Genomic DNA, 20,250 nt, shown 5'->3' with positions numbered 1-20,250 from the left:
CGTTCTCGTCAAGAAGTCATCGGGGGCGTCCGCCCGCGATGGCCGTCATCGCGGGACCAGTCGCCGGTCACGACTCCCAGCCGGACGGTGCGTCACACGGCGTGCCGCCCGGCCCTTTCCGGATCGGAGCGGATGGCCCGCACGCGAACTGAGCGGCATCAGTGCCGCCGATTCGGGTATCTCTGCACGACAGGGTGTCAGGTCGCCGCCCCCTCGACCGCCCCCTGCCCGACCGCGCCCTGCCCGATCGTCGCCGGCCCGATCGTCACCGGTTCGACCCACGGTTCCGCACCCGCTTCGCGCCGACGCAGGAACGGTTGCCATTTCACATAGGCGAGGCTGCGCCATGCCCATTCCAACGGCCCGTTTGCGAAGACGCGGACCCACAGGTTCGCGACGACAATGCACAGGACAATGACCGCGGTCGCGATCCAGAACTGCGTCGCCCAGCCGAACCGGTTCCACAGATTGAATCCATAAGGCGCGAACAGGATGTGCAGCCCGATGATCTGTTGCAGGAAATAGAGTGAAAAGGCGGTGCGGCCCGGCGCCTTGAAGATCGACAGGATATGCCGGCCGGCCGCCGCCTTCATGGCGAGATTGACCAGCGCCAGGTGTCCCAGCCCCGTCGCCAGCCGCGCGAACTCGCTGGTGATCCAGATCGTTTTCGGAATGGGGCTGAAGCTCATCATCTCGAACGTGCCGACGCCCCGCGCCGTCAACCCGAAGCCATAGGCGACGAGCGCGAGGATCACGTAAAAGCGCGCGCTCCGTTCGCCCTGAATAATCCCCCATTTCCACAGCGCGATCCCGATCAGCATCGCGCAGAACGCCTCGATCACCGACATCCAGATGATACCCTGACCGATGAAGAAGGTGATCCACATGCCCCAATAAAGCTGGGCATAGGCGACGACGCCGCCGGAATGGCCGGCGACTTCATTCGCAAGGTCCTTTCTGGATTGCTCGCTCGGCCTGAACCGGTCCAGCTTGGTCTGCCATTCGGCCAGCGCGGCCCTGTCCTGCGCCGATGGAGCGACGCCTGCCGCCTGCCGGGCCTCAGCGGCATGGACACGCTCGACCAGCGCTGTCCGGCCGGCATATTCGACCCCGCCCCCGACCGCCGTGACCAATGCAAGGCCGCAGCCAAGCGCGACCAGCGTCTTTGGCCCCAGCTTGCGAAACGGAAACAGGAACAGCGAGGCGAGCGCATAGACGGTAAGGATGTCGCCGATCCACATCACGACGAACACGTTGACGAGGCCGAACGCCAGCAGCCACAGCGTCCGGCGCATGAACAGGTCGGCGACCGCCACCGGCCCGTCCGGGCGCATCGCCCGCGCGGTCAGCACCATGAAGCCGGCACCGAACAGGAATTCGAGCAGGCAGCGCTGTGTCCCCGACAGGAAGATCTCCTGCCCGGCCCAGGCGATCTGGTCCGCCGTGCTCCATCCAATCAACCGAACATCGCCGAACAGGAACGCGATGGGTGACGCCTCGGCGGGAATGTTGAGATAGAAGATGCCCAGGATCGCGAGCCCGCGAAGAATGTCCAGGACATCGATCCGTGCGCGTCCACGCACCGGCCCCAATTGCACCGTTTCCGTCACGACTCACCCCCACGCCGCGCCAAATCGGCGAAGGGTTATCGGTCCGGATCAGGGCGTCAATTCATTTCCCCGCTTCCATGCGCGGCATCAGGCGGCGGTCGAGAAAGTCGAGGATCGTGCGCCAGAGATGCACGTTGACCCCCGACCCGGCAAACCGGTGCGTCTGGCCGGGATAGAGCATCGTTTCGAACGGCACCGCGCCGGCCTGCATCCGCGCCATCATCACCGTCGAATGTTCCAGCACGACATTGTCGTCCGCCATGCCGTGGATCAGCAGGAGCGGATCGGCGATCTTCAGCGCGTCCTGCACCGTATCGGCCTTCAGATACGCGTCCGGCACCTTGCGCGGGTCGCCCATATAGCGTTCGGTATAATGGGTGTCGTACAATTCCCATTTGCTCACCGGCGCGCCGGCGATGCCCGCGGCAAAGACGTCGGGCGCCGCTTCGAGCAGCTTGAGCGTCATATAGCCGCCATAGGACCAGCCATAGGTCACGATGCGATCGGCATCGACGAAGTCCAGCCCCTTCAGATACGCCGCGCCGGCGAGCTGGTCCGCCACCTCGACCCCGCCCATCGCCTGGAACAGATGGTCCTCGAACGCCTTGCCGCGATTGGCGGCGCCGCGATTGTCGATCACGAACCAGATATAGCCGCGATCGACCAGATATTGCTGGAGCGGTGTCGTCCCGCCCCATGCGCGGCTGACCTGTTGCGAATGCGGGCCGCCATAATGGTGGAAGAAGACGGGATATTTCTTCCCCGGCTCCATCTTCGGCGTAATCATTTCCCAATGCAGCACGGTGCCGTCCGCCGCGCGAATCGTGCCGAACGTCTTTTCGCGGTGGCTGGGAAGATAGGGCGCATAGGGGTGATCGCCCGCGACCCGGTTCTCATTCACCCAGGCGAGCCGCTTGCCCGCGCCGTCGGTCAGCATCACCTGTGGCGGCTGATCGGGGTTGGATCGGGTGAGGATGATCCGGCTGGCGGTACCGTTCGCGCTCGCCGCGTTCCACCAGCCAGGTTCGGTGATCCGGCTGACGACGCCCGGCCGGCCGAGATTGACGGTATAGAGATGGCGTTCGAGCACCCCGTCGCGATTGCCGGAAAAGGTCACGCGCCCGCTCGCCTCATCCACCCCGACCAGATCCGCGACGTCCCAGTCGCCGCTGGTCAGCTGGGTCCATTTACCGTCCGTCAGCCGGTAGAGATGGCCGTGTCCGTCGCGTTCGGACCACCAGATCAGGCTGCCATCACGGAGCGCGCGATAGGCGTCGGACAGGTTCACCCAGCTGCGCGCACCCGATTTCTCGCTGAACAACACCCGCGACGTGCCGGTCGCCGGATCGACGGCGAGCATGTCGAGCACGGTCTGCGCGCGATTCTGGCGCTGGACCAGCAATGTCCGGCCGTCGGGCGCCCAATCGACGCGGGCAAGGTAGATGTCGGGGTCCGCCCCCAGATCAACCTTGACCCGCCCCGACCCGTCCGGGTTCATCACATAGAGATCGACCAGCACGTTGGGCGTCCCGGCCTTGGGATAACGCTGGTCATAGACGCGCGTCCCCTCCGCCCCGATCGCGGCGCGGCTGACGATGCCGACCGGCGCCTCGTCAAAGCGTTCGACGGCGATGCGCCGGTCGTCGGGGGACCACCAATAGCCGGTGCGGCGATTCATCTCTTCCTGCGCGACGAACTCCGCCTCGCCGAAATGGACGGTTCCCGCACCCTCGCGCGTCGCCTGCGCCTCGTTGCCGGTGGCCAGGTCGAGCACGACGAGATTCTGGTCGCGCACGAAGCTGGCGAAGCCGCCCTTTGGACTGATGACCGGATTGAGTTCGGCCGCCTGGGTGGCGGTCAGCCGGCGCACCTTGCCATCGAGCGTCGCGAGATACAGGTCGCCGTCGAGCGGCACCAGGATCGACTTGCCGTCCGGCGCCCAGTCATAGGCGACGATGCCACGCGTCCCGCCGATCCGCGCGCGCTCGCGCTGCATCTTTTCGGCCTCGGACAGTTCCGCGCCGGTTCCCAGCTTCAGGCTGTCGACCAGCATGCGCCATTCGCCGGTCGTGGTGTCCATCGCCCACAGGTCGAACCGCTGTCCGTCGTCCGGTCGGTTGCGCAGCACGGTCACATATCTGCCGTCCGGCGACAATTTGAGCGCACGCGGGGTCGATCCGGCAAGGTCGGGGCTGGCGAACACCCGTTCGAGCGTCAGGTCGCTGCGTTGCGTCGCCGCCTCAACCGGCATCGCCAGCGCCCCGGCGACCATCGCCGCAATTCCCGTTATCGAACGCCACATCGCCACCATCCGGATTTCGTCAATCGCTCCCGGCTATCGGCGTTCGCGGCGCGCGTAAAGCCTTGGCCTTGCGCGGACGCGCGCGCACCCGTATCGCCCGGCCATGCAGATCGAGGGCGACTTTGCGGCGAACGGACACGCGCTGGTACGCGGATTGCTGCCGCGCGAAATCTGCAACGCGTTCCTCAACCAGTTGCAGGCGGGCCTGCGCCACTCCAACGTCGCGTTGAGCCAGATCACCAAGGAATCGGTGATCCTGAAACGCGGCGCACCCGAATTATACGGGTTCGACTATCCGCCGATGCTGACGCTGTTGTGGGGGCTGACCCCGGTCGTCGCTTCGCTTGCCGGGCGCGACCTGTTGCCCACCTACAGCTATCTGCGGCTGTATCGTGAGGGCGACATCTGCCGCGTCCACGCCGATCGGCCGTCCTGTGAGGTGAGCCTGTCGCTGACGCTGGACTATAGCGACGGCGCGCCCTGGCCACTGGAAGTCGCGGCGCGGCGCAACCCCAACCCGACGATCGAGATCGAGGACGGGTTCGACGGCCCCAGCGTCGGATGGGCGATGGAGCCGGGCGACGGCGTGATCTATGACGGCGTCCACCTGCGCCACGGTCGTACCCAGCCCAATCCCAATGGCTGGTCGGCGCATCTGTTCCTCCACTGGGTGGAACGCGGCGGCAAGTTCGCCAGCCACGCGTTCGACCAGAATGCCGAACAGGCACGCCCCGCCAATTTCAGCTTCACGTAACTCCGGGCGCCGATCCTGCGGCGATCAGTTCGCTCACCGTGACGACGCGATAGCCCCGCGCCCGCAGCCCGTCGAGGATCATCGGCAGCGCGGCACGCTCGACCGAGCGGCTGGCATACATCGGATGGATGAGGATGATCGATCCGGGCCGCACCGACCGCAGAACCGCGTCGGCATAGGCACGCGCCCCGCCCGGGCGCGCGACCGGCTCCTCAAAATCCCACATCGCGATCGTCTTGCCGGCGACAGCGCGGGCCAGGCCGGTGAACTTCGCGCCATAGGGTGGGCGAAACAGCGTGGGGCGTGGCGCGCCGGCGGCCATCACGGCGGCATCGGTGCGCGCGATTTCGTCCCGATAGCGCGCCGCGAAGGGCGAAATCATGCGGCCATGGGCGAAGCTGTGATTGCCGACCTCATGCCCGGCCGCGACGATACGGCGCACATCGGCGGGATCGCGCGCCACTTCCGCTCCGATCAGGAAGAAGGTGGCGTGGGCGCCGTGGGCGGCAAGGACCGGCAGAACGGCATCGGTGCCGATCCGGGTCGGCCCGTCGTCGAAGCTGAGCGCGACCACCCGATCCCGCACCGCGACATGACAGACGACCGGCGCGCCGAACGCCCAGCAACGCGCCTTCATCGCGGCGCGCGCGCCCCAGGCGCCGGCGAGCAGGACCAGCAGGCCCGCCGCGCCAGACATCGCCCATCGCCGTGCGGTCATTCCGCCTCCCCGGTCTCAAGGACCAGCCGCGGCCCCGCCCCACCCGCGCCAAGCGCGTCGTCCGGATTGTAGAGCGCACATTTGCGCAGCGACAGGCATCCACAGCCGATACATTCGTCGAGCTTTGACCGCGTGCGTTCGAGCAGCGCGATGCGCCGATCGATCTCGCGACGGAAGCCGCGACTGATGCGATCCCAGTCGCGGACCGTGGGCGTGCGGCCCTGTGGCAGCTTGCCCAGTTCCGCAGCGATTTCATCGATCGTCAGCCCCAGCTTCTGGGCGATCAGCGCGAAGGACAGGCGCCGGATATCCGATCGGAGGAACCGCCGCTGATTACCGCGCGTGCGGAGCGGCGCGACCAGCCCACGTGTTTCGTAAAAGCGGATCGCCGACACCGCGAGCCCAGTGCGGGCCGCCAGTTCCCCGATCGTCACAAGCTCGTCCCCGCGCACCGCATCTTTCCGCTTGACCTCAACTTAACTTGAGGTTGTACCGAAGGCGGGCATTCACGCAACCGCAAAGGAAAGCGCCATGTCCACGACCTTCATCGAGCATGTGAACCTGACCGTTTCGAACCCCGCGCGTTCGGCGCGGCTGATGCGCCATCTGTTCGGATGGGATGTCCGATGGGAGGGTGCGGCGATGAACGGCGGCCGGACGATCCATGTCGGCGACGATCGCTTCTACCTCGCGCTCTACGCCCCGCCCGCCGGCGATGCGACGCGCCACCCCAAGGGGACGCCGCTCAACCATGTCGGGATCGTCGTCGAAGACCTGGACGCGATCGAGGCGAAAGTGGAGGCAATCGGCCTGGTTCCGTTCAGCCATGGCGATTACCCGCCGGGCCGGCGCTTCTACTTCCTCGACCATGACGGGATCGAGTTCGAGATCGTCAGTTACGGGTGACATCGCCCCCGCCCCGCCGGGTTCGCTGGCACGTGTCGCGTGCGCGAAGGGCGCCGGCGCGCGCCGCGTATCGGCCCGCTCCGGCCCTGTGCCGCCGCCACCTTGCCGGCAGGGCGGATCGGCACGGCCCCGAATGCAAGCGGGGCGCGGAAGGCATCCCCTCCGCGCCCCGCGAATGCTGTAGGAAAGCCCCGCTTATTCGGCGGCGGCGGTTCCCTTTGCCGGACGCGGATCGCGGCGCTCGGCAATGCGGGCCGACTTGCCGGTGCGGCCACGCAGATAATAAAGCTTCGCACGCCGCACGACGCCGCGACGGACGACCTCGATGCTATCGACGTTCGGCGAATAGAGCGGGAACACGCGCTCGACGCCCTCGCCGAACGAAATCTTGCGGACGGTGAAGTTGCTGCCCATGCCCTTGTTCGAGCGGGCGATGCAGACGCCTTCGAAATTCTGGACGCGGGTGCGCTCGCCTTCGACGACCTTCACACCGACCTTCAGCGTGTCGCCGGGGCGGAAATCGGGGATCTTCTTGTCGGCGGCGAACTTCGCGACGTTCTCCGCCTCGATCTGCTGGATGAGGTTCATTCTCATTCGTCCTTCTGTCGCCGCGCGCCAGAGGGAGGTTGGACCCGAGCGCCCTCATGGCGCTCCCAAAGATCCGGCCTCCTTAGCCGTGTATCGCTCTCTGCCTGTTGCTTGCGCCAGGCATCGATCCTCGCATGATCCCCCGATCGCAGCACTTCGGGGATCGTGCGCCCTTCCCATTCCACAGGTCGGGTATATTGCGGATATTCCAACAGCCCCGTCTCGAAGCTCTCGTCATCCCCGCTGGAAGGCGCGCCCATTACGCCGGGAAGCAGGCGAATGCAAGCGTCGAGAAGCACCAGCGCCCCCATCTCTCCGCCCGACAGGATATAGTCGCCGATCGATACCTGTTCGATGGCACGCGCGTCGAACAGGCGATCGTCAAACCCCTCGAACCGGCCGCACAGGATCGTGACGCCGGGACCGGCGGCCAGGGCGCGGATGCGCTGCTGGGTAAGCGGCGCACCGCGCGGGGTCATCGCCAGCATCGGGCGGGCATATCCCACGCTGTCACAGGCGGCGGCGAGGACGTCCGCCTTCAGCACCATCCCCGCCCCGCCGCCCGCCGGCGTATCATCGACGGTGCGGTGCCGGTCCGTCGCGAAGTCGCGGATCTGGACGGTGTCGAGGCTCCATTTTCCATCGGCAAGCCCGCGCCCGGCGATCGACATGCCGAGCGGCCCCGGAAACATCTCGGGATAAAGGGTCAGTACGGTCGCGGCGAAGGTCATCGGGTCCAGTTCTCGGTCTTGAGCCCCGGGATGTCGGCGAAATCGGCCTCGTTGTTGGTGACGAGCGTCACCCCCAGCGCGAGCGCGTGTGCCGCGATCAGGCGATCGAAACGGGCGTGACGGAATGGGATCGTGGCACAGACGCGGGCCGCCTCGCGATCGAAATCAAGCAAGGGAGCCGCCGCATAGAGCGCATCTGCCGCCGCGCGCGCTCCAGCATCGACATCGACAAGGCCGCGCTCCAGTTCGGCGTGAGCGATCGTGGAAATCGCGACCGAGCCGCTGTCTTCGCGCGACAGACGTTGGGCGGCCGGGCTGTTCAGATCGGCGAGGATGTAAATGCAGATATTGGTGTCGAGAAGGTAACGGAACTCAGCCACGCTTCATCCGCTTCAAATCCCAGTCCAACTCACGCTCCTCGAACGCGCGATCTTCAGGCCGTATCGGCTTGAGCCAGGGAATCTTGCCGGCAAAACCACTGATATCGATCTTCTTCGGTTCCTCCGCGACAGGTTCGACGGAGAATCCCTGCCGCTCCTCGCGCAGCACGACTTCGGTGCCTTCCTTCATCCCGAGCGCCTTGGGCAGGCGCAGCGCGAGCGAATTGCCCGACTTGAAGATCTTGGCGCGATATTCCTCGCTCATGGCCGGCCTTTCGTATATACGTGATGTATATACATTCGTCACGCCGATGCGACAAGGAACGATCTTCGCCTCATCGCGCTTTTGCCGCCATGGAAGATTGCATCATCGTCGGCGCGGGGCCGGCCGGGCTGACGGCGGCGATCTACCTCGCCCGCTATCATCTGTCGATCCGGCTGTTCGATTGCGGGTCGAGCCGCGCGGCGCTGATCCCGCGCACCCACAATCATGCCGGCTATCCCGAGGGGATTGCGGGGGTCGAACTGCTGCGGCGGATGCTGGCGCAGGCAGAGACTTATGGCGCGGTGCGTGAGCCGGCGAAGGTGACGCGCATCGAACCGGTGCCGGGCGGGTTCATCGTCCATGCCGGCGCGCGGCGCTTTCAGGCGCGGTCGGTGCTGCTGGCGACCGGCGTGATCAACCATCGTCCGGAGAGGCTGGACGATGCGCTTCACGACCGCGCGCTGGCCGGCGGGCTGATCCGCTATTGCCCGGTGTGCGACGGCTATGAGGTGACCGACAGGCGCGTCGGCGTGATCGGCACCGGTGACCACGGCATGCGTGAGGCCCTGTTCCTTCGCGGCTTCACCCGCGATGTCACGCTGATCGCGCCCGATGTCGAACACCGGCTGGACGCGGCATGCGCACGCGCGCTGGACGATGCCGGGATCGGGCGCGTCGATGGGCCGTGCGGCAATTATGCGATCGAGGACGATCGAATCGCGTTCGACACCGCGGGCGGACGCATGTCGTTCGATAGCGTCTATCCCGCGCTGGGTTCGCGTATCCGGTCCGACCTTGCCGTCGCGGCGGGGGCGAAGGCGACGGGCGAGGGCTGTCTGGAGGTGGACGCCCATCAGCGGACATCGATCCCTGGGCTGTTCGCGGCGGGCGACGTGGTGCTGGGGCTGGACCAGATCAGCAACGCGATGGGCCAGGCGGGTGTCGCCTCGACCGCGATCCGCAACCTGCTGAGCGAACAGCGCCCGATCCGGCGGTGAGCGGTCGGGGATTGTCGTCGGGCCTGCAAACAGGATTATCGGCGGACGTGGCGAAGCGACGGTCGCGGATCGGTCCCGGCGGGGCCTGACGTTCAGCGGGCCAGGCCGGTGCGCAGCGCGAACGCCCAGTCCCCCTGCCCCTCGCGCGCCGCCTTGGCCGCCGCCGCCGCATGATCGTAGGCGACCGCGCGCAGATCGACGTCATCGCCACGGATCAGGGCATAGCGCGCACGCGGATCCCCGGTCTGGACCGCATAGGGATACGGATTCGCGCCGAGATAGGCCTGAAGGCCCACGCTGCCCGGGTTCGCCACGATCCGCCCGTCCGCAAGCGTTCGGACATCCGGTAGATGCGTGTGACCGCACAGCGTCATCGGCGCGCACGCATCGCCCAGCCGCGCCGCGACCTCCGCATCGGTGGCGGCGCGCAGGCCATCCGGTTCGATCGTCACCAGCAGATGTTCGTGATCGCAACGCGCGGTGCCGTGAACCATATCGATGCCATGCACCACGCGCGTCGCCGGCTGCGCCGCCAGCCATCGCAACTGCCCCGCGTCCAGCGCGGCGCGGGCGAAGCGATCGGACGGAGCGATCCGGTCCGGCGGGTCGGTGAGCAGCTGGCGCTCGTGATTGCCGGCGATCGTCGGCCAGTCGGCGCGCATCAGCAGATCGGCGGTCTCGGCGGGCCAGAGCGGCCCCGACAGGCTGTCCCCCAGATTGACGAAGGCGGTGGCCCCGGCGGCGCGGGCATCGGCGATGACGGCTTCGAGCGCGGGGAGATTGCCGTGAATATCGGAGAGGATCGCCAGCGTCATCGCGGCGTCAGTCCGCCCACCCATCGGCGACGGTAAGCGTCCGCGTATCCCAGCGCGGCACTGCGTTCGGCGCCATCGGCACCATGAAGCGCTTGCCGTCGGGCCGCTCGATCTCGACGACATCGCCCGCGCCGAAATTCTCGACCGCGACGACGGTGCCGATCGCACCGCCCCCCTCGTCCACCACCGCCAGCCCGATCAGGTCGGCGTGGTAGTATTCGCCGTCAGCCAGGGGGGGCAGCGCATCGCGCGCGACGGTGAGTTCGGTGCCGCGCAATGCCTCCGCCGCGTTCCGGTCGGACACCTCGGCAAACCGGGCGATCGCCCCGTTATTCCCGGGACGCACCGATCGGAGCGTCAGCGCGCCGCCATTGAAACGGCGGTGCGCCGACAGATCATCGGCAAAGACCTTCAGGCGGACCTCGCCCGTCACGCCGTGCGCGCCGATGACGACGGCAAGCGTGACGGGGCGGTCATTCGACAAGGATCAGCCCTCGGCCTTTTCCTCGCCGGCTTCCGCAGTCGCTTCGGCGGCCGGGGTCTCTTCGGCAGTCGCTTCGGCGACCTGCTCGGCTTCGGCGCTCGGCTCTTCGGTCGCGGCTTCGACTTCGGCAGCGACGACGGCCTCGGCCTCCGCCTGCTTCGCCTCGGCTGCGGCTTCCTCGGCGGCCTTCAGCTTCTCGGCGCGCTCCTCGGCGCGTTCCTTGGCCTTCTCGCCCGGCTCGGCCTTGTTCGGGTTGTTGCGCGCGGCGCGCTCACGGACGCCGGCGGCATCCAGAAAGCGGGCGACGCGGTCGGTCGGCTGCGCGCCATGGCTCAGCCAATGCTTCGCGCGATCGGCGTCGAGCTTCACCCGCTCGCCCGAATCCTTGGCGAGCAGCGGGTTGTAGGTGCCGATCTTCTCGATGAACTTGCCGTCGCGGGGCGACCGCGCGTCGGCGACGACGATCCGGTAATAGGGCCGCTTCTTCGAGCCGCCGCGCGACAGACGCATGCTGAGTGCCATTTAACTTCTTCCTTCTTTCAAATTCAAACGGTTGAAATCACTTCTTCTTGTTCAGGAGCTTCGCCAGCTCGGGCGGTATCTCGCCATCGCCGGGCAGGCCGGGAAGCCCGCCGCCCGGTCCGCCGAGCTTGCCCATCATCTCGCCCATGCCGGGGCCGCCCAGCGCATTGCCAAGGCCACCCATGCCCCCCTTGCCGAGCATCGAGAGCATGCCCTTCAGGCCGCCCATCTTCTTGATGCGCTTCATCGCGGTGGACATTTCCTGGTGCATCTTGAGCAGCTTGTTCACGTCCTGAACGGTCGTGCCGCTGCCCTTGGCGATGCGGATCTTGCGCTTGGCGTTGATGAGTTCGGGCTTGCCGCGCTCCTTGGGCGTCATCGACGTGATCATCGCGTCCATGCGGAGCAGGATGCGTTCATCGACATTGCCTGCGGCCATCGCGGCCTGCGCCTTCTTCATCCCCGGGATCATGCCGGCGAGCGCGCCGATGCCGCCCATCCGCCGCATCTGGGCCAGCTGCCCCCGCAGGTCGTTCATGTCGAACTGACCCTTGGCGAGCCGGGCCGCCATCTTTTCGGCGTCCTCCTGCTCGATCGCCTGCGCGGCCTTTTCGACCAGCGAGACGACATCGCCCATGCCAAGGATGCGGCCGGCAACGCGGCTGGGATGAAACGGCTCGATCGCGTCGAGCTTTTCACCGATGCCGGCGAACTTGATCGGCTTGCCGGTGACCGCGCGCATCGACAGCGCCGCACCGCCGCGCGCATCGCCGTCCATGCGGGTCAGCACGACGCCGGTAAGCGGCACCTGATCGGAGAAGTTCTGCGCGACATTGACCGCGTCCTGACCGGTCAGGCTATCGACGACGAGCAGGATTTCCTGGGGCTTCGAGATGTCGGCCACCGCCTTCATCTCGTCCATCAGCTGCTGATCGACATGCAGGCGGCCCGCCGTGTCGAGCATCAGCACGTCGAAGCCCTGAAGCTTCGCGGCCTGCATCGCGCGGCGGGCGATATCGACCGGCTGCTGCCCCGCGACGATCGGCAGCGTCGCGACCTCCGCCTGGGTGCCGAGCACCGCCAGCTGCTCCTGCGCGGCGGGACGGTTGACGTCGAGCGACGCCATCATGACCTTCTTGCCCTGCTTGCGGAGCAGGCGCGACAGTTTCGCCGTGGTCGTCGTCTTGCCCGAACCCTGAAGCCCGACCATCATCACCACCGCCGGCGGGGTGACGTCGAGATGAAGTTCGGCGGTGTCCGGCCCCAGCATCGCGACCAGCGCGTCATTGACGATCTTGACGACCTGCTGGCCCGGCGTGACCGACCGCAGCACCTGCTGACCCACCGCCTGTTCGGTGACGCCATCGACGAAGCTGCGCGCGACGGGCAGTGCGACATCGGCCTCGAGCAGCGCGATGCGCACTTCACGCATCGCGGTCCGCACATCCGCTTCGGTCAGCGCGCCACGGCCCTTCAGACGGTCGAATACGCCGCCAAGCCGCTCGCTCAGACTGTCAAACACTCGCTTCTCCCATTGCTCCCAGGCCCGAAACGCATAAAACGCCGGCGGACGAAACCTCGTCGGCCAGCGTTGCCCCGCCGGGCATATGTCGTCGCGCTCCATGGGAACGGCCGGGGCCGCATAGCCGCATGCGCAGATAAGTGCAACCACGCGCCGCTTTAACCCCATCTACACTCTCGCCATGGAATATCCGGTCCGTGCATCAGCATTCAGGGGAACGATCCGGCATGGCGCGGGACACAGACGTCGACAGCGAGGCCGAACGCGCACCGACCGGCAGTGACATGATCACCGGCGCGATCAGCGTCGCCGCCATCCTGATGTTCGTCGGCACCGGCAGTTCGGTGCTGTCCAAGACGCTCAAACATTATTTCGAGGGCGAGGCGCCGGCGGACCGCACGCTGATCATCGCGCTGTTGCTGAACGTCGCGCTGATCCTGTTCGGCTGGCGCCGCCACCGCGCCCTGTCGGATGAAGTCCGCATCCGCACCGAAGCGGAGGAGCGCGCGCACATGCTGGCGAGCCGCGATCCGCTGACCGGCTTCCTCAACCGCCGCAGCGTCGCGGAGGAAGGCGCGGCGATGTTCGTCAACGCCCAGCGACGGCGCAAGGCGATGGCCATGCTGGTCATCGACCTCGACCATTTCAAGACGGTCAACGACATGCACGGCCATGCGGTCGGCGACTCGCTGCTCCGCTGCGTCGCGGGCGAGATCGCCGCGGCGATGCCGCCGGTCGCGCTGACCGCGCGGCTGGGCGGCGACGAATTCGCCTGTGGTTTCCTGTTCGATTCCGAACATCCCGACGTCGTCGAGCGGATCGCCGACCGCATCGTCGCGCGGATGGCCCAGCCGTTCGAGGTGGACGGCCTGCGCCTGCATATTTCGGGATCGGTCGGCCTCGCCCGTTCGGATTTCGATTGCCCGAGCATCGATTCGCTGATGCGCGCCGCCGACATCGCGATGTACGCGGCCAAGAAATCGGGGCGCAACCGCCACGCCTGGTTCGACCATTCGATGGAGCGCGAGCTACAGGCGCGCAACGAGCTGGAATCGGGGCTGCGCAGCGCGATCCCGCGCGGCGAGATCGTCCCCTATTTCGAGCAGCAGATCGATCTCACTACCGGCCGGCTGCACGGGTTCGAGGTGCTGGCGCGGTGGGAACATCCGACCCGCGGGCTGATCAGCCCCGAACTGTTCATCCCGATCGCCGAGGAAACCGGGATGATCGCCGACATGTCGCTGTCGATCATGGCGCAGGCGTTCACCGCCGCGCGCGACTGGGACGCCTCGCTCAACCTGTCGATCAACATCTCGCCCTGGCAGTTGCGCGACGCGTGGCTGGCACAGAAGATCATCAAGGTGCTGACCGAAACCGGCTTCCCCGCCAGCCGGCTGGAGATCGAGATCACCGAAAGCGCGTTGTTCGAGAATCTGGCGCTGGCGCAGTCGATCGTGGGCAGCCTGAAGAACCAGGGCGCGCAGCTGGCGCTGGACGATTTCGGCACCGGCTATTCCAGCCTGGCGCATCTGCGCGCGCTGCCGTTCGATCGCATCAAGATCGACAAGAGCTTCATCATCTCGCTCAACGAAAGCGTCGATTCCGCCGCGATCGTCAATGCCATCGTATCGCTGGGCGAAAGCCTGAACCTGCCGATCACCGCAGAGGGCGTGGAGGACGCGGCGATCGAGGCGCGGCTGAAGGCGCTGGGCTGCGCAAAGGCGCAGGGCTGGCACTATGGCAAGCCGCTGTCGGTCGCGGGGGTGCGCCGCATGCTGGCCGAACGCCGCCTGCTCGTCCGCCCGCAAGGGGAAGCGGCGCCGCGCATCGATACGATCACCGACAATACCCGCCGGGCCGCAGGCTGAACGCCTACCAGCCGGCGTCCGGCCGCTTCAGATAGTCGCGCTCCTCGCGCGTGCTTTCACGCCCCAGCGCCGCGTTGCGGCTGGGAAACCGGCCGAACTGTTCGATGACGACGGCATGCTCCATCGCAAAGCGCAGATTTTCCGGGCGTCCGAGCGCGGTGAATTTCTGAAGGCTCATCCGCTGCGCCTCGACATTTTCGGCGTGCATCAGCGGCATATAGAGAAACGCCGCGCGGTCCGGCGCCATCTGCGCGTCCCACCCCTTGGCGATCCCCTCCAGCGACAGCGACAGCGCGAGCGAGTCGGCGGCAAATGCCCGTGCGGTGCCGCGATGGATGTTGCGGCTGAACTGATCGAGCAGGATCACCGCGGCCAACAGGCAGTCCGGCCCGTCGCGCCAGCCGGCGGCACCGCTCGCCAACACCATGTCGTGCGCTTCGCCGAACCGGCCGGCGATCGTGCGATCGAGCGCATCGTCCTTCGCGAAATGCTGCTCCGGCGTCAGTTCATCGAACCAGAAGCGCAGCACCGCCTGCGCACAATCATGGACTTCGCCCGTTCCGGACCCTAGATCGCCGCTCATGTCGTCCTCCATCGCCGCTCCAGAGGTCATCAGCCTCGGCTGCCGGCTCAATCTGGCCGAAAGCGAAACGATTCGCACCCTGCTTGGCTCCCGCGACGTCGTCGTGGTGAACAGCTGTGCGGTGACGAACGAGGCTGTGCGCCAGACGCGTCAGGCGATCCGCCGCGCCCGGCGCGACCGCCCGTCGGCCCAGATCGTCGTCACCGGCTGTGCCGCGCAGATCGATCCGCAAGGCTTTGGCGCCATGACGGAAGTCGATCGCGTGATCGGCAATGCCGAAAAGCTGCGACCGGACGCGTGGCGGTCCGACGATGCGGCGCTGGTCCAGGACATCATGGCGGTGCGCCAGACCGCCCCGCATCTCGCCTCCAGCTTTTCGGCCCATGCCCGCGCCTTCGTCGAGGTGCAGAACGGGTGCGACCATCGCTGCACCTTCTGCGCGATCCCCTATGGCCGGGGCAACAGCCGGTCGGTGCCGGCGGGCGCGGTGATCGACCGCATCGCCACGCTGGTCGCGGCGGGGCATCGGGAGGTCGTTCTGACCGGCGTCGATCTGACCAGCTATGGCCCGGACCTGCCGGGCGCGCCGACGCTGGGCCAGCTGGTCGAGCGGGTGCTGGCGCACACGCGGGTCGAACGGTTGCGCCTTTCCTCGCTCGACGGGGTGGAGATCGACGATCGGCTGTTCGCGCTGCTGACACAGGAGGCGCGGGTGATGCCGCACGTCCATCTGTCGCTTCAGGCGGGGGACGACATGATCCTCAAGCGGATGAAGCGGCGCCATGCGCGCGCCGACAGCGTGGCGCTGGTCGAACGGCTGAAGGCCGCGCGGGAGGACATCGCGATCGGCGCCGACCTGATCGCGGGCTTCCCGACCGAGGATGAAGCGATGGCGGCGAACACGCGCGCGCTGATCGACGATTGCGACATCGTCCATGCCCATATCTTTCCCTACAGCCCGCGCGACGGCACCCCGGCGGCGCGGATGCCACAGCTGCCCCCCGGCGTGGCGAAGGCGCGTGCGGCGGCGTTGCGCGAACGGGCGGCGGCGCGGCGGTCGGCATGGCTGGACTCGCTGGTCGGAACGCGGCAGGCGGTGCTGGTCGAACGGCCGGGTGACCAGGGCCATGCCGGCAATTTCGCGGCCGTGCGCCTTTCCCAGCCGGCACAGATCGGGACGATAGCGACAGTGAAGATCGACAGGGTTGAGGATGGCAGGTTGAGCGGGGTGCCGGCATGAGCGGACCGAGTTGGCGCGATCGCCTGCTGGGCGGGTTCAAGAAGACATCGGACCGGCTGGTCGGCAATCTTGCCGGGCTGGGCGCGGCGCGGCTCGACGGCGAGACGCTGGACGAGATCGAGGAAGCGCTGATCGCCAGCGACCTTGGCCCGGCCACCGCGATGCGGATCCGCGACCGGCTGGAAGAGGAGCAGGTCGAGCGCGGGATGGAGGAACTGGGCATCCGCCTGGTCGTCGCCGAGGAGATCGAAAAGGCGCTCGCCCCCGTCGCCCGGCCGCTGATGACCGACAAGGGGCGGCCACAGGTGATGCTGGTGATCGGCGTCAACGGATCGGGCAAGACGACGACGATCGCGAAGCTCGCCGCGATCCTGAAGGGCGACGGGCTTAAGGTGATGCTGGCGGCCGGCGACACGTTTCGCGCCGCCGCGATCGGCCAGCTCAAGACCTGGGCCGATCGGGTCGGCGTACCGATCGTGTCCGGCGCGGAAGGCGGCGATGCGGCGGGCATCGCGTTCGAGGCGCTCAAACGGGCGAACGAGGAACAGGTCGATGTACTGATCGTCGATACCGCCGGCCGGTTGCAGAACAAGCGCGAGTTGATGGACGAACTGGCCAAGATCCGCCGCGTGCTGGGCCGGATCGACCCGGGCGCGCCGCACGACGTGCTGCTGGTGCTCGACGCCACCACGGGCCAGAACGCGCTGAGCCAGATCGAGGTGTTCAAGGAGGTTGCCGGCGTGACCGGCATCGTGATGACCAAGCTGGACGGCACCGCGCGCGGCGGCGTGCTGGTCGCGGCGGCAGAGAAATACCGGCTGCCCATCCATGCGATCGGCGTGGGCGAGAAGGTGGACGACCTGCGCGGGTTCGATCCGCACGAGGTCGCGCGGATCATTGCCGGAGTCGAAACGTTTCAGAAGGGATGAGAGCCGGCGCCTTCCCCATTGGCACGATCGCGGGGCCGCGCGACGGCGGCGATCCGCAAATTCACCCTCGACTTTCCCCGACACGAACCGGCATGGGAGCAGCATGACTGACGCCGCATCCACGAAACCCGCCCCCTCCCCCGGCCTGCGCATGCTGATCGATTTCGGTCCGCTGGCGATTTTCTTCCTGGTCAACACCTTCGCGCCGGGACCGCAGCTGGCGCGGGTGCTGATCGCGACGGCGGCGTTCATGGTCGCGATCTTCCTCGCGATGGGGTTGTCGCTGTGGAAGACGCGGCACATTTCGCCGATGCTGTGGATTTCAGGCGTGCTGGTGCTGGTGTTCGGCGGGCTGACCCTGTGGTTCCACGATGAAACCTTCATCAAGGTCAAGCCGACCATCGTCTACGCGATGTTCGCGATCGTGCTGGCATATGGCCTGATCGCCCGGAAACCGCTGCTCCAGATGCTGCTCGAAAGCGCCTATCCCGGGCTGACGGCCAAGGGCTGGCGGCTGCTGACGATCAACTGGGCGGTGTTCTTCGCCGTGATGGCGGTGCTGAACGAAATCGTGTGGCGTACCCAGAGCTGGGATTTCTGGGTCGGCTTCAAGCTGTGGGGCGTGGTGCCGCTGACGCTATTGTTTGCCGCCGGCAATATCCCGATGCTGCTGCGCCACGGCCTGACGACCGATCCGGAAATCGTCGACAAGGCGCTCCCGCCCGAGGGGTGACGCGAACGGGCCGAGGTCACCCCCGGCCCGTCCACTCGGATTTGTCGAGGCGTTCAGCCCTGGTCGGCGCGGCTTACGCCTTCGCCGTCGAGGTTGGCGGCGACGAAATCCCAGTCGATGATCTTGGTGATCGCGTCGAGATAGCCCGGGCGCGCGTTGCGATAATCGATGTAATAGGCGTGTTCCCAGACGTCGATCGTCAGCAACGGCTTATAGTCGTAGACCACCGGCGTATCGGCGTCGTGCAGCGACGTCACCTTGATCTCGCCGCCGTCGAGCACCAGCCAGCCCCAGCCGTTGGAGAAATGCCCGGTCGCCTCGGCCACCAGCTTTTCCACCAGCGCTTCCTTCGATCCGAAGCTCTTCTCGATCATCTCGGCGAGCTTGCCGGTCGGCTCCTTCTTTTCCGGGGTCAGGCCGAACCAGTAAAAGCTGTGGTTCCAGATCTGTGCGCTGTTGTTGAACAGCGCCTTGTCGCCGGTTTCCTTCGCGTGCCGGATCACCTCCGACAGCTTCTTGCCCTCAAGCCCCTTGTCGGCGACGAAGCCGTTGGTCTTGTCGACATAGGCCTTGTGATGCTTGCCATAGTGAAATTCGAGCGTCTCGGCAGAGATGGTCGGCGCGAGCGCGTCCTTCGCATAGGGGAGCGTGGGAAGTTCGAATGCCATGGGAAAAACCCTCCGTTTTTCGTGAAGTCGCGCCCGACTAACGCATCAGCCCCCTGTCCGCTGCACAATTTTTTCTCGTGACGGGATCGAAACGGGCGATCAGCCGCCGGCGCCGAGCAGTTCGTGGCGTTTAAGCGCGTGGCGCAGCTGATCGTAGCTGAGCCCGAGCGCGTCGGCGGTCGCGCGCTGGTTGAACCGGTTTTCCGACAGCGCGCGGGACAGCAGCTGATGCTCGAACCGGTTGACCCGGCTCTTGAAGTCGCCGGGCATGTCGTCGTCCTGCGGCTGGGGGATCGGCCCCGGCTCTTCGGTGGTCAGTTGAACCGGCGCGGCATTGCCGGGGCGCGGCAGCGGGCGTGGACGATAGGGCGAGGCGAAGGGATCGACCTGGATCGCATCGACCGGCCCCTCGCGATCCCAGCGATAGACCGCGCGCTCGACCACGTTGCGCAATTCGCGGACATTGCCGGGCCAGTCGTGATCGGTGAGCGCGTCGAGCGCGGTCGGGCCGAACCCCTCCCACGCGCGCCCGATTTCGGCGGCCATGCGGCGACCGAAGAATTCCGCCAGCACCAGCACGTCGCCGGCCCGGGCGCGCAGCGGCGGCAAGGTCACCACCTCGAACGAGAGGCGGTCGAGCAGATCGGCGCGGAACGTCCCCCGCTCGACACGATCGGGCAGATGTTCGTTGGTGGCGGCGACGATGCGGACATCGACCCGCAGCGGGCGCGAGGCGCCGATCCGGGTGATCTCGCCATATTCGACCGCGCGGAGCAGGCGATCCTGCGCCGCCATGCTGAGCGTACCGAGTTCGTCGAGGAACAGCGTGCCGCCATCGGCCTCCTCGAACCGCCCGGCCCGGCCCTTGGTCGCGCCGGTGAACGATCCGGCCTCATGCCCGAACAGCTCCGCCTCGATCAGCGTTTCGGGCAGCGCGGCGCAGTTCATGACGACGAGCGGCTGGTCCCAGCGCGCGGACAGGCGGTGGAGACGCTCCGCAACCAGTTCCTTGCCGGTCCCACGCTCACCGATCACCAGCACCGGCCGGTCGAGCCCGGCGGCGCGCGAGGCGAGTTCGAGCGCGTCAAGAAACGCGCCGGACTGGCCGATCACCTGAGTCGTTCGCTCCATGCGCGAACCTTTGGGATATTTTCCCAACACTTGGCAAGTGCGCAGTTCCGCGCCCAGCCAATCGAACCAGCAACCCGCAGATTTCTGCGATTTTCGCGAATTGGCACGCCCCCTGCAATGCTGTGGGCAAGCCGCAAGACGGCATCACGAACGAGATCCAAGGGACGGAACATGACGTACAAGGGCCACACCAGCTTTCGCACCACCCTCGCGGCGATCGCCTGCACATTGGTGGTCAGCACCACCTGCCTGATGGGCGCGATCGCACCGGGGGCCGCCCATGCGGCGACGATTTCCGCTCAGCCCGGACGCTGAGCGATCCCCGCCGGGCGGGATCCCCTAGCCCGCCCGGCGGCACGAAATTCCAAGGAGTAGCTTTCAGATGGGCATTTTCTCTCGCACCCGCGACATCATCGCCGCCAACTTCACCGACCTTCTCGACAAGGCTGAAGACCCGGCGAAGATGATCCGCATGATCATCCTCGAAATGGAGGAGACGCTGG

Annotated in this window: 24 protein-coding genes; 9 read left to right on the top strand and 15 right to left on the bottom strand. The window is 66.8% G+C overall.

What is annotated here, in order from left to right; translation table 11 throughout:
- Positions 1-197 precede the first annotated feature (197 nt).
- Together KF783_RS13260 and KF783_RS13255 are read right to left on the bottom strand one after the other, a co-directional pair.
- Entirely contained in the window at positions 198-1,610 is a 1,413-nt protein-coding gene (locus KF783_RS13260; RefSeq protein WP_294080075.1) for a DUF418 domain-containing protein, read from the bottom strand.
- Between the two features lie 61 nt (positions 1,611-1,671).
- Positions 1,672-3,861, bottom strand: a complete 2,190-nt coding sequence (locus tag KF783_RS13255) for a DPP IV N-terminal domain-containing protein (protein ID WP_294080311.1) — start codon at positions 3,859-3,861, stop codon at positions 1,672-1,674.
- A gap of 154 nt (positions 3,862-4,015) precedes the next feature.
- Between KF783_RS13255 and KF783_RS13250 the strand changes: the two genes are divergently transcribed.
- Positions 4,016-4,666, top strand: coding sequence for a hypothetical protein (locus KF783_RS13250; protein WP_294080074.1), 651 nt, complete (start codon positions 4,016-4,018; stop codon positions 4,664-4,666).
- Here the strand turns inward: KF783_RS13250 and KF783_RS13245 are convergent.
- On the bottom strand, positions 4,659-5,384 hold the full coding sequence (locus KF783_RS13245; protein ID WP_294080073.1) for a polysaccharide deacetylase family protein: 726 nt from the start codon (positions 5,382-5,384) through the stop codon (positions 4,659-4,661). The genes KF783_RS13250 and KF783_RS13245 overlap by 8 nt on opposite strands.
- On the bottom strand, positions 5,381-5,836 hold the full coding sequence (gene soxR, locus KF783_RS13240) for a redox-sensitive transcriptional activator SoxR (RefSeq protein ID WP_294080072.1): 456 nt from the start codon (positions 5,834-5,836) through the stop codon (positions 5,381-5,383). The genes KF783_RS13245 and soxR overlap by 4 nt, the downstream gene beginning before the upstream one ends.
- A 79-nt stretch (positions 5,837-5,915) precedes the next feature.
- On the opposite strand from soxR, the gene KF783_RS13235 reads away from it, so the two are divergent.
- Positions 5,916-6,290, top strand: coding sequence for a VOC family protein (locus KF783_RS13235; RefSeq protein ID WP_294080071.1), 375 nt, complete (start codon positions 5,916-5,918; stop codon positions 6,288-6,290).
- Between the two features lie 195 nt (positions 6,291-6,485).
- Here the strand turns inward: KF783_RS13235 and rplS are convergent, their stop codons facing one another.
- From rplS to KF783_RS13215, 4 genes are read right to left on the bottom strand one after another with little or no spacing between them, the layout of a single operon-like run.
- Complete coding sequence (rplS, locus tag KF783_RS13230; RefSeq protein ID WP_294080070.1) at positions 6,486-6,878, bottom strand: 50S ribosomal protein L19; 393 nt, start codon at positions 6,876-6,878, stop codon at positions 6,486-6,488.
- 2 nt (positions 6,879-6,880) lie between these two features.
- Positions 6,881-7,609, bottom strand: a complete 729-nt coding sequence (trmD, locus tag KF783_RS13225; RefSeq protein ID WP_294080069.1) for a tRNA (guanosine(37)-N1)-methyltransferase TrmD — start codon at positions 7,607-7,609, stop codon at positions 6,881-6,883.
- Positions 7,606-7,989 carry a type II toxin-antitoxin system VapC family toxin gene (locus KF783_RS13220; protein WP_294080067.1) on the bottom strand — a complete coding sequence of 128 codons (384 nt, stop codon included), beginning with the start codon at positions 7,987-7,989 and terminating at the stop codon, positions 7,606-7,608. The genes trmD and KF783_RS13220 overlap by 4 nt, the downstream gene beginning before the upstream one ends.
- Positions 7,982-8,254 carry an AbrB/MazE/SpoVT family DNA-binding domain-containing protein gene (locus tag KF783_RS13215; protein ID WP_294080066.1) on the bottom strand — a complete coding sequence of 91 codons (273 nt, stop codon included), beginning with the start codon at positions 8,252-8,254 and terminating at the stop codon, positions 7,982-7,984. The genes KF783_RS13220 and KF783_RS13215 overlap by 8 nt, the downstream gene beginning before the upstream one ends.
- 89 nt (positions 8,255-8,343) lie before the next feature.
- Between KF783_RS13215 and KF783_RS13210 the strand changes: the two genes are divergently transcribed.
- Complete coding sequence (locus KF783_RS13210; RefSeq protein WP_294080064.1) at positions 8,344-9,252, top strand: NAD(P)/FAD-dependent oxidoreductase; 909 nt, start codon at positions 8,344-8,346, stop codon at positions 9,250-9,252.
- Between the two features lie 92 nt (positions 9,253-9,344).
- Here the strand turns inward: KF783_RS13210 and KF783_RS13205 are convergent, their stop codons facing one another.
- Genes KF783_RS13205 through ffh form a run of 4 tightly spaced genes read right to left on the bottom strand, consistent with a single transcriptional unit; the run spans position 9,345 to position 12,595 of the window.
- Positions 9,345-10,067, bottom strand: coding sequence for a metallophosphoesterase family protein (locus KF783_RS13205; RefSeq protein ID WP_294080063.1), 723 nt, complete (start codon positions 10,065-10,067; stop codon positions 9,345-9,347).
- 7 nt (positions 10,068-10,074) lie between these two features.
- Positions 10,075-10,551, bottom strand: a complete 477-nt coding sequence (rimM, locus tag KF783_RS13200; protein WP_294080062.1) for a ribosome maturation factor RimM — start codon at positions 10,549-10,551, stop codon at positions 10,075-10,077.
- A 3-nt stretch (positions 10,552-10,554) separates the two neighbouring features.
- Positions 10,555-11,073 carry a 30S ribosomal protein S16 gene (gene rpsP, locus KF783_RS13195; protein ID WP_294080061.1) on the bottom strand — a complete coding sequence of 173 codons (519 nt, stop codon included), beginning with the start codon at positions 11,071-11,073 and terminating at the stop codon, positions 10,555-10,557.
- 37 nt (positions 11,074-11,110) lie between these two features.
- A complete protein-coding gene (ffh, locus tag KF783_RS13190; protein WP_294080060.1) occupies positions 11,111-12,595 on the bottom strand; it encodes a signal recognition particle protein in 1,485 nt (494 codons plus the stop codon).
- A 227-nt stretch (positions 12,596-12,822) separates the two neighbouring features.
- Here ffh and KF783_RS13185 point away from each other — a divergent pair, with 227 nt between their 5' ends.
- The gene (locus KF783_RS13185; protein ID WP_294080058.1) at positions 12,823-14,463 is read left to right on the top strand and encodes an EAL domain-containing protein; all 1,641 of its coding nucleotides are present in this window, start codon (positions 12,823-12,825) and stop codon (positions 14,461-14,463) included.
- A gap of 4 nt (positions 14,464-14,467) precedes the next feature.
- On the opposite strand, the gene KF783_RS13180 is transcribed toward KF783_RS13185, so the two are convergent.
- A complete protein-coding gene (locus KF783_RS13180; RefSeq protein ID WP_294080057.1) occupies positions 14,468-15,046 on the bottom strand; it encodes a DUF924 family protein in 579 nt (192 codons plus the stop codon).
- Positions 15,047-15,056: 10 nt separating this feature from the next.
- Between KF783_RS13180 and mtaB the strand changes: the two genes are divergently transcribed.
- The 3 genes from mtaB (at position 15,057) to KF783_RS13165 (ending at position 17,948) form a co-directional block, all read left to right on the top strand.
- Entirely contained in the window at positions 15,057-16,286 is a 1,230-nt protein-coding gene (mtaB, locus tag KF783_RS13175) for a tRNA (N(6)-L-threonylcarbamoyladenosine(37)-C(2))-methylthiotransferase MtaB (RefSeq protein WP_294080309.1), read from the top strand.
- A complete protein-coding gene (ftsY, locus tag KF783_RS13170; protein ID WP_294080056.1) occupies positions 16,283-17,215 on the top strand; it encodes a signal recognition particle-docking protein FtsY in 933 nt (310 codons plus the stop codon). The genes mtaB and ftsY overlap by 4 nt, the downstream gene beginning before the upstream one ends.
- Before the next feature lie 103 nt (positions 17,216-17,318).
- Positions 17,319-17,948 (top strand): septation protein A, encoded by a 630-nt coding sequence (locus KF783_RS13165; RefSeq protein WP_294080055.1) that lies wholly within the window; start codon positions 17,319-17,321, stop codon positions 17,946-17,948.
- A 53-nt stretch (positions 17,949-18,001) separates the two neighbouring features.
- Here KF783_RS13165 and KF783_RS13160 read toward each other — a convergent pair whose 3' ends face one another.
- Together KF783_RS13160 and pspF are read right to left on the bottom strand one after the other, a co-directional pair.
- Complete coding sequence (locus KF783_RS13160; RefSeq protein ID WP_294080054.1) at positions 18,002-18,616, bottom strand: superoxide dismutase; 615 nt, start codon at positions 18,614-18,616, stop codon at positions 18,002-18,004.
- Positions 18,617-18,715: 99 nt separating this feature from the next.
- Positions 18,716-19,747: a phage shock protein operon transcriptional activator gene (gene pspF / locus KF783_RS13155; RefSeq protein ID WP_294080052.1), complete on the bottom strand. Its 1,032-nt coding sequence runs from the start codon at positions 19,745-19,747 to the stop codon at positions 18,716-18,718.
- A 171-nt stretch (positions 19,748-19,918) separates the two neighbouring features.
- Here pspF and KF783_RS13150 point away from each other — a divergent pair, with 171 nt between their 5' ends.
- Both KF783_RS13150 and KF783_RS13145 read left to right on the top strand, forming a co-directional pair.
- Positions 19,919-20,062 (top strand): hypothetical protein, encoded by a 144-nt coding sequence (locus KF783_RS13150; RefSeq protein ID WP_294080050.1) that lies wholly within the window; start codon positions 19,919-19,921, stop codon positions 20,060-20,062.
- 67 nt (positions 20,063-20,129) lie between these two features.
- The coding region (locus KF783_RS13145) for a PspA/IM30 family protein (protein ID WP_294080307.1) at positions 20,130-20,250 on the top strand (121 nt) is incomplete at its 3' end.

The sequence above is a fragment of the Sphingomonas sp. genome (genome assembly GCF_019635455.1).
Classification (GTDB): domain Bacteria; phylum Pseudomonadota; class Alphaproteobacteria; order Sphingomonadales; family Sphingomonadaceae; genus Sphingomonas.
This window is presented reverse-complemented; position numbering and strand designations above follow the sequence as displayed.

Coding starts and splice junctions, on each gene's coding strand:
- KF783_RS13150 (WP_294080050.1), top strand. CDS start 19,919: ATGACGTACAAGGGCCACACCAGCTTTCGCACCACCCTCGCGGCGATC.
- KF783_RS13205 (WP_294080063.1), bottom strand. CDS start 10,067: ATGACGCTGGCGATCCTCTCCGATATTCACGGCAATCTCCCCGCGCTC.
- KF783_RS13250 (WP_294080074.1), top strand. CDS start 4,016: ATGCAGATCGAGGGCGACTTTGCGGCGAACGGACACGCGCTGGTACGC.
- KF783_RS13235 (WP_294080071.1), top strand. CDS start 5,916: ATGTCCACGACCTTCATCGAGCATGTGAACCTGACCGTTTCGAACCCC.
- KF783_RS13180 (WP_294080057.1), bottom strand. CDS start 15,046: ATGAGCGGCGATCTAGGGTCCGGAACGGGCGAAGTCCATGATTGTGCG.
- KF783_RS13160 (WP_294080054.1), bottom strand. CDS start 18,616: ATGGCATTCGAACTTCCCACGCTCCCCTATGCGAAGGACGCGCTCGCG.
- rpsP (WP_294080061.1), bottom strand. CDS start 11,073: ATGGCACTCAGCATGCGTCTGTCGCGCGGCGGCTCGAAGAAGCGGCCC.
- KF783_RS13245 (WP_294080073.1), bottom strand. CDS start 5,384: ATGACCGCACGGCGATGGGCGATGTCTGGCGCGGCGGGCCTGCTGGTC.
- ftsY (WP_294080056.1), top strand. CDS start 16,283: ATGAGCGGACCGAGTTGGCGCGATCGCCTGCTGGGCGGGTTCAAGAAG.
- KF783_RS13165 (WP_294080055.1), top strand. CDS start 17,319: ATGACTGACGCCGCATCCACGAAACCCGCCCCCTCCCCCGGCCTGCGC.
- KF783_RS13185 (WP_294080058.1), top strand. CDS start 12,823: ATGGCGCGGGACACAGACGTCGACAGCGAGGCCGAACGCGCACCGACC.
- trmD (WP_294080069.1), bottom strand. CDS start 7,609: ATGACCTTCGCCGCGACCGTACTGACCCTTTATCCCGAGATGTTTCCG.
- KF783_RS13215 (WP_294080066.1), bottom strand. CDS start 8,254: ATGAGCGAGGAATATCGCGCCAAGATCTTCAAGTCGGGCAATTCGCTC.
- pspF (WP_294080052.1), bottom strand. CDS start 19,747: ATGGAGCGAACGACTCAGGTGATCGGCCAGTCCGGCGCGTTTCTTGAC.
- KF783_RS13210 (WP_294080064.1), top strand. CDS start 8,344: ATGGAAGATTGCATCATCGTCGGCGCGGGGCCGGCCGGGCTGACGGCG.
- rplS (WP_294080070.1), bottom strand. CDS start 6,878: ATGAACCTCATCCAGCAGATCGAGGCGGAGAACGTCGCGAAGTTCGCC.
- KF783_RS13255 (WP_294080311.1), bottom strand. CDS start 3,861: ATGCCGGTTGAGGCGGCGACGCAACGCAGCGACCTGACGCTCGAACGG.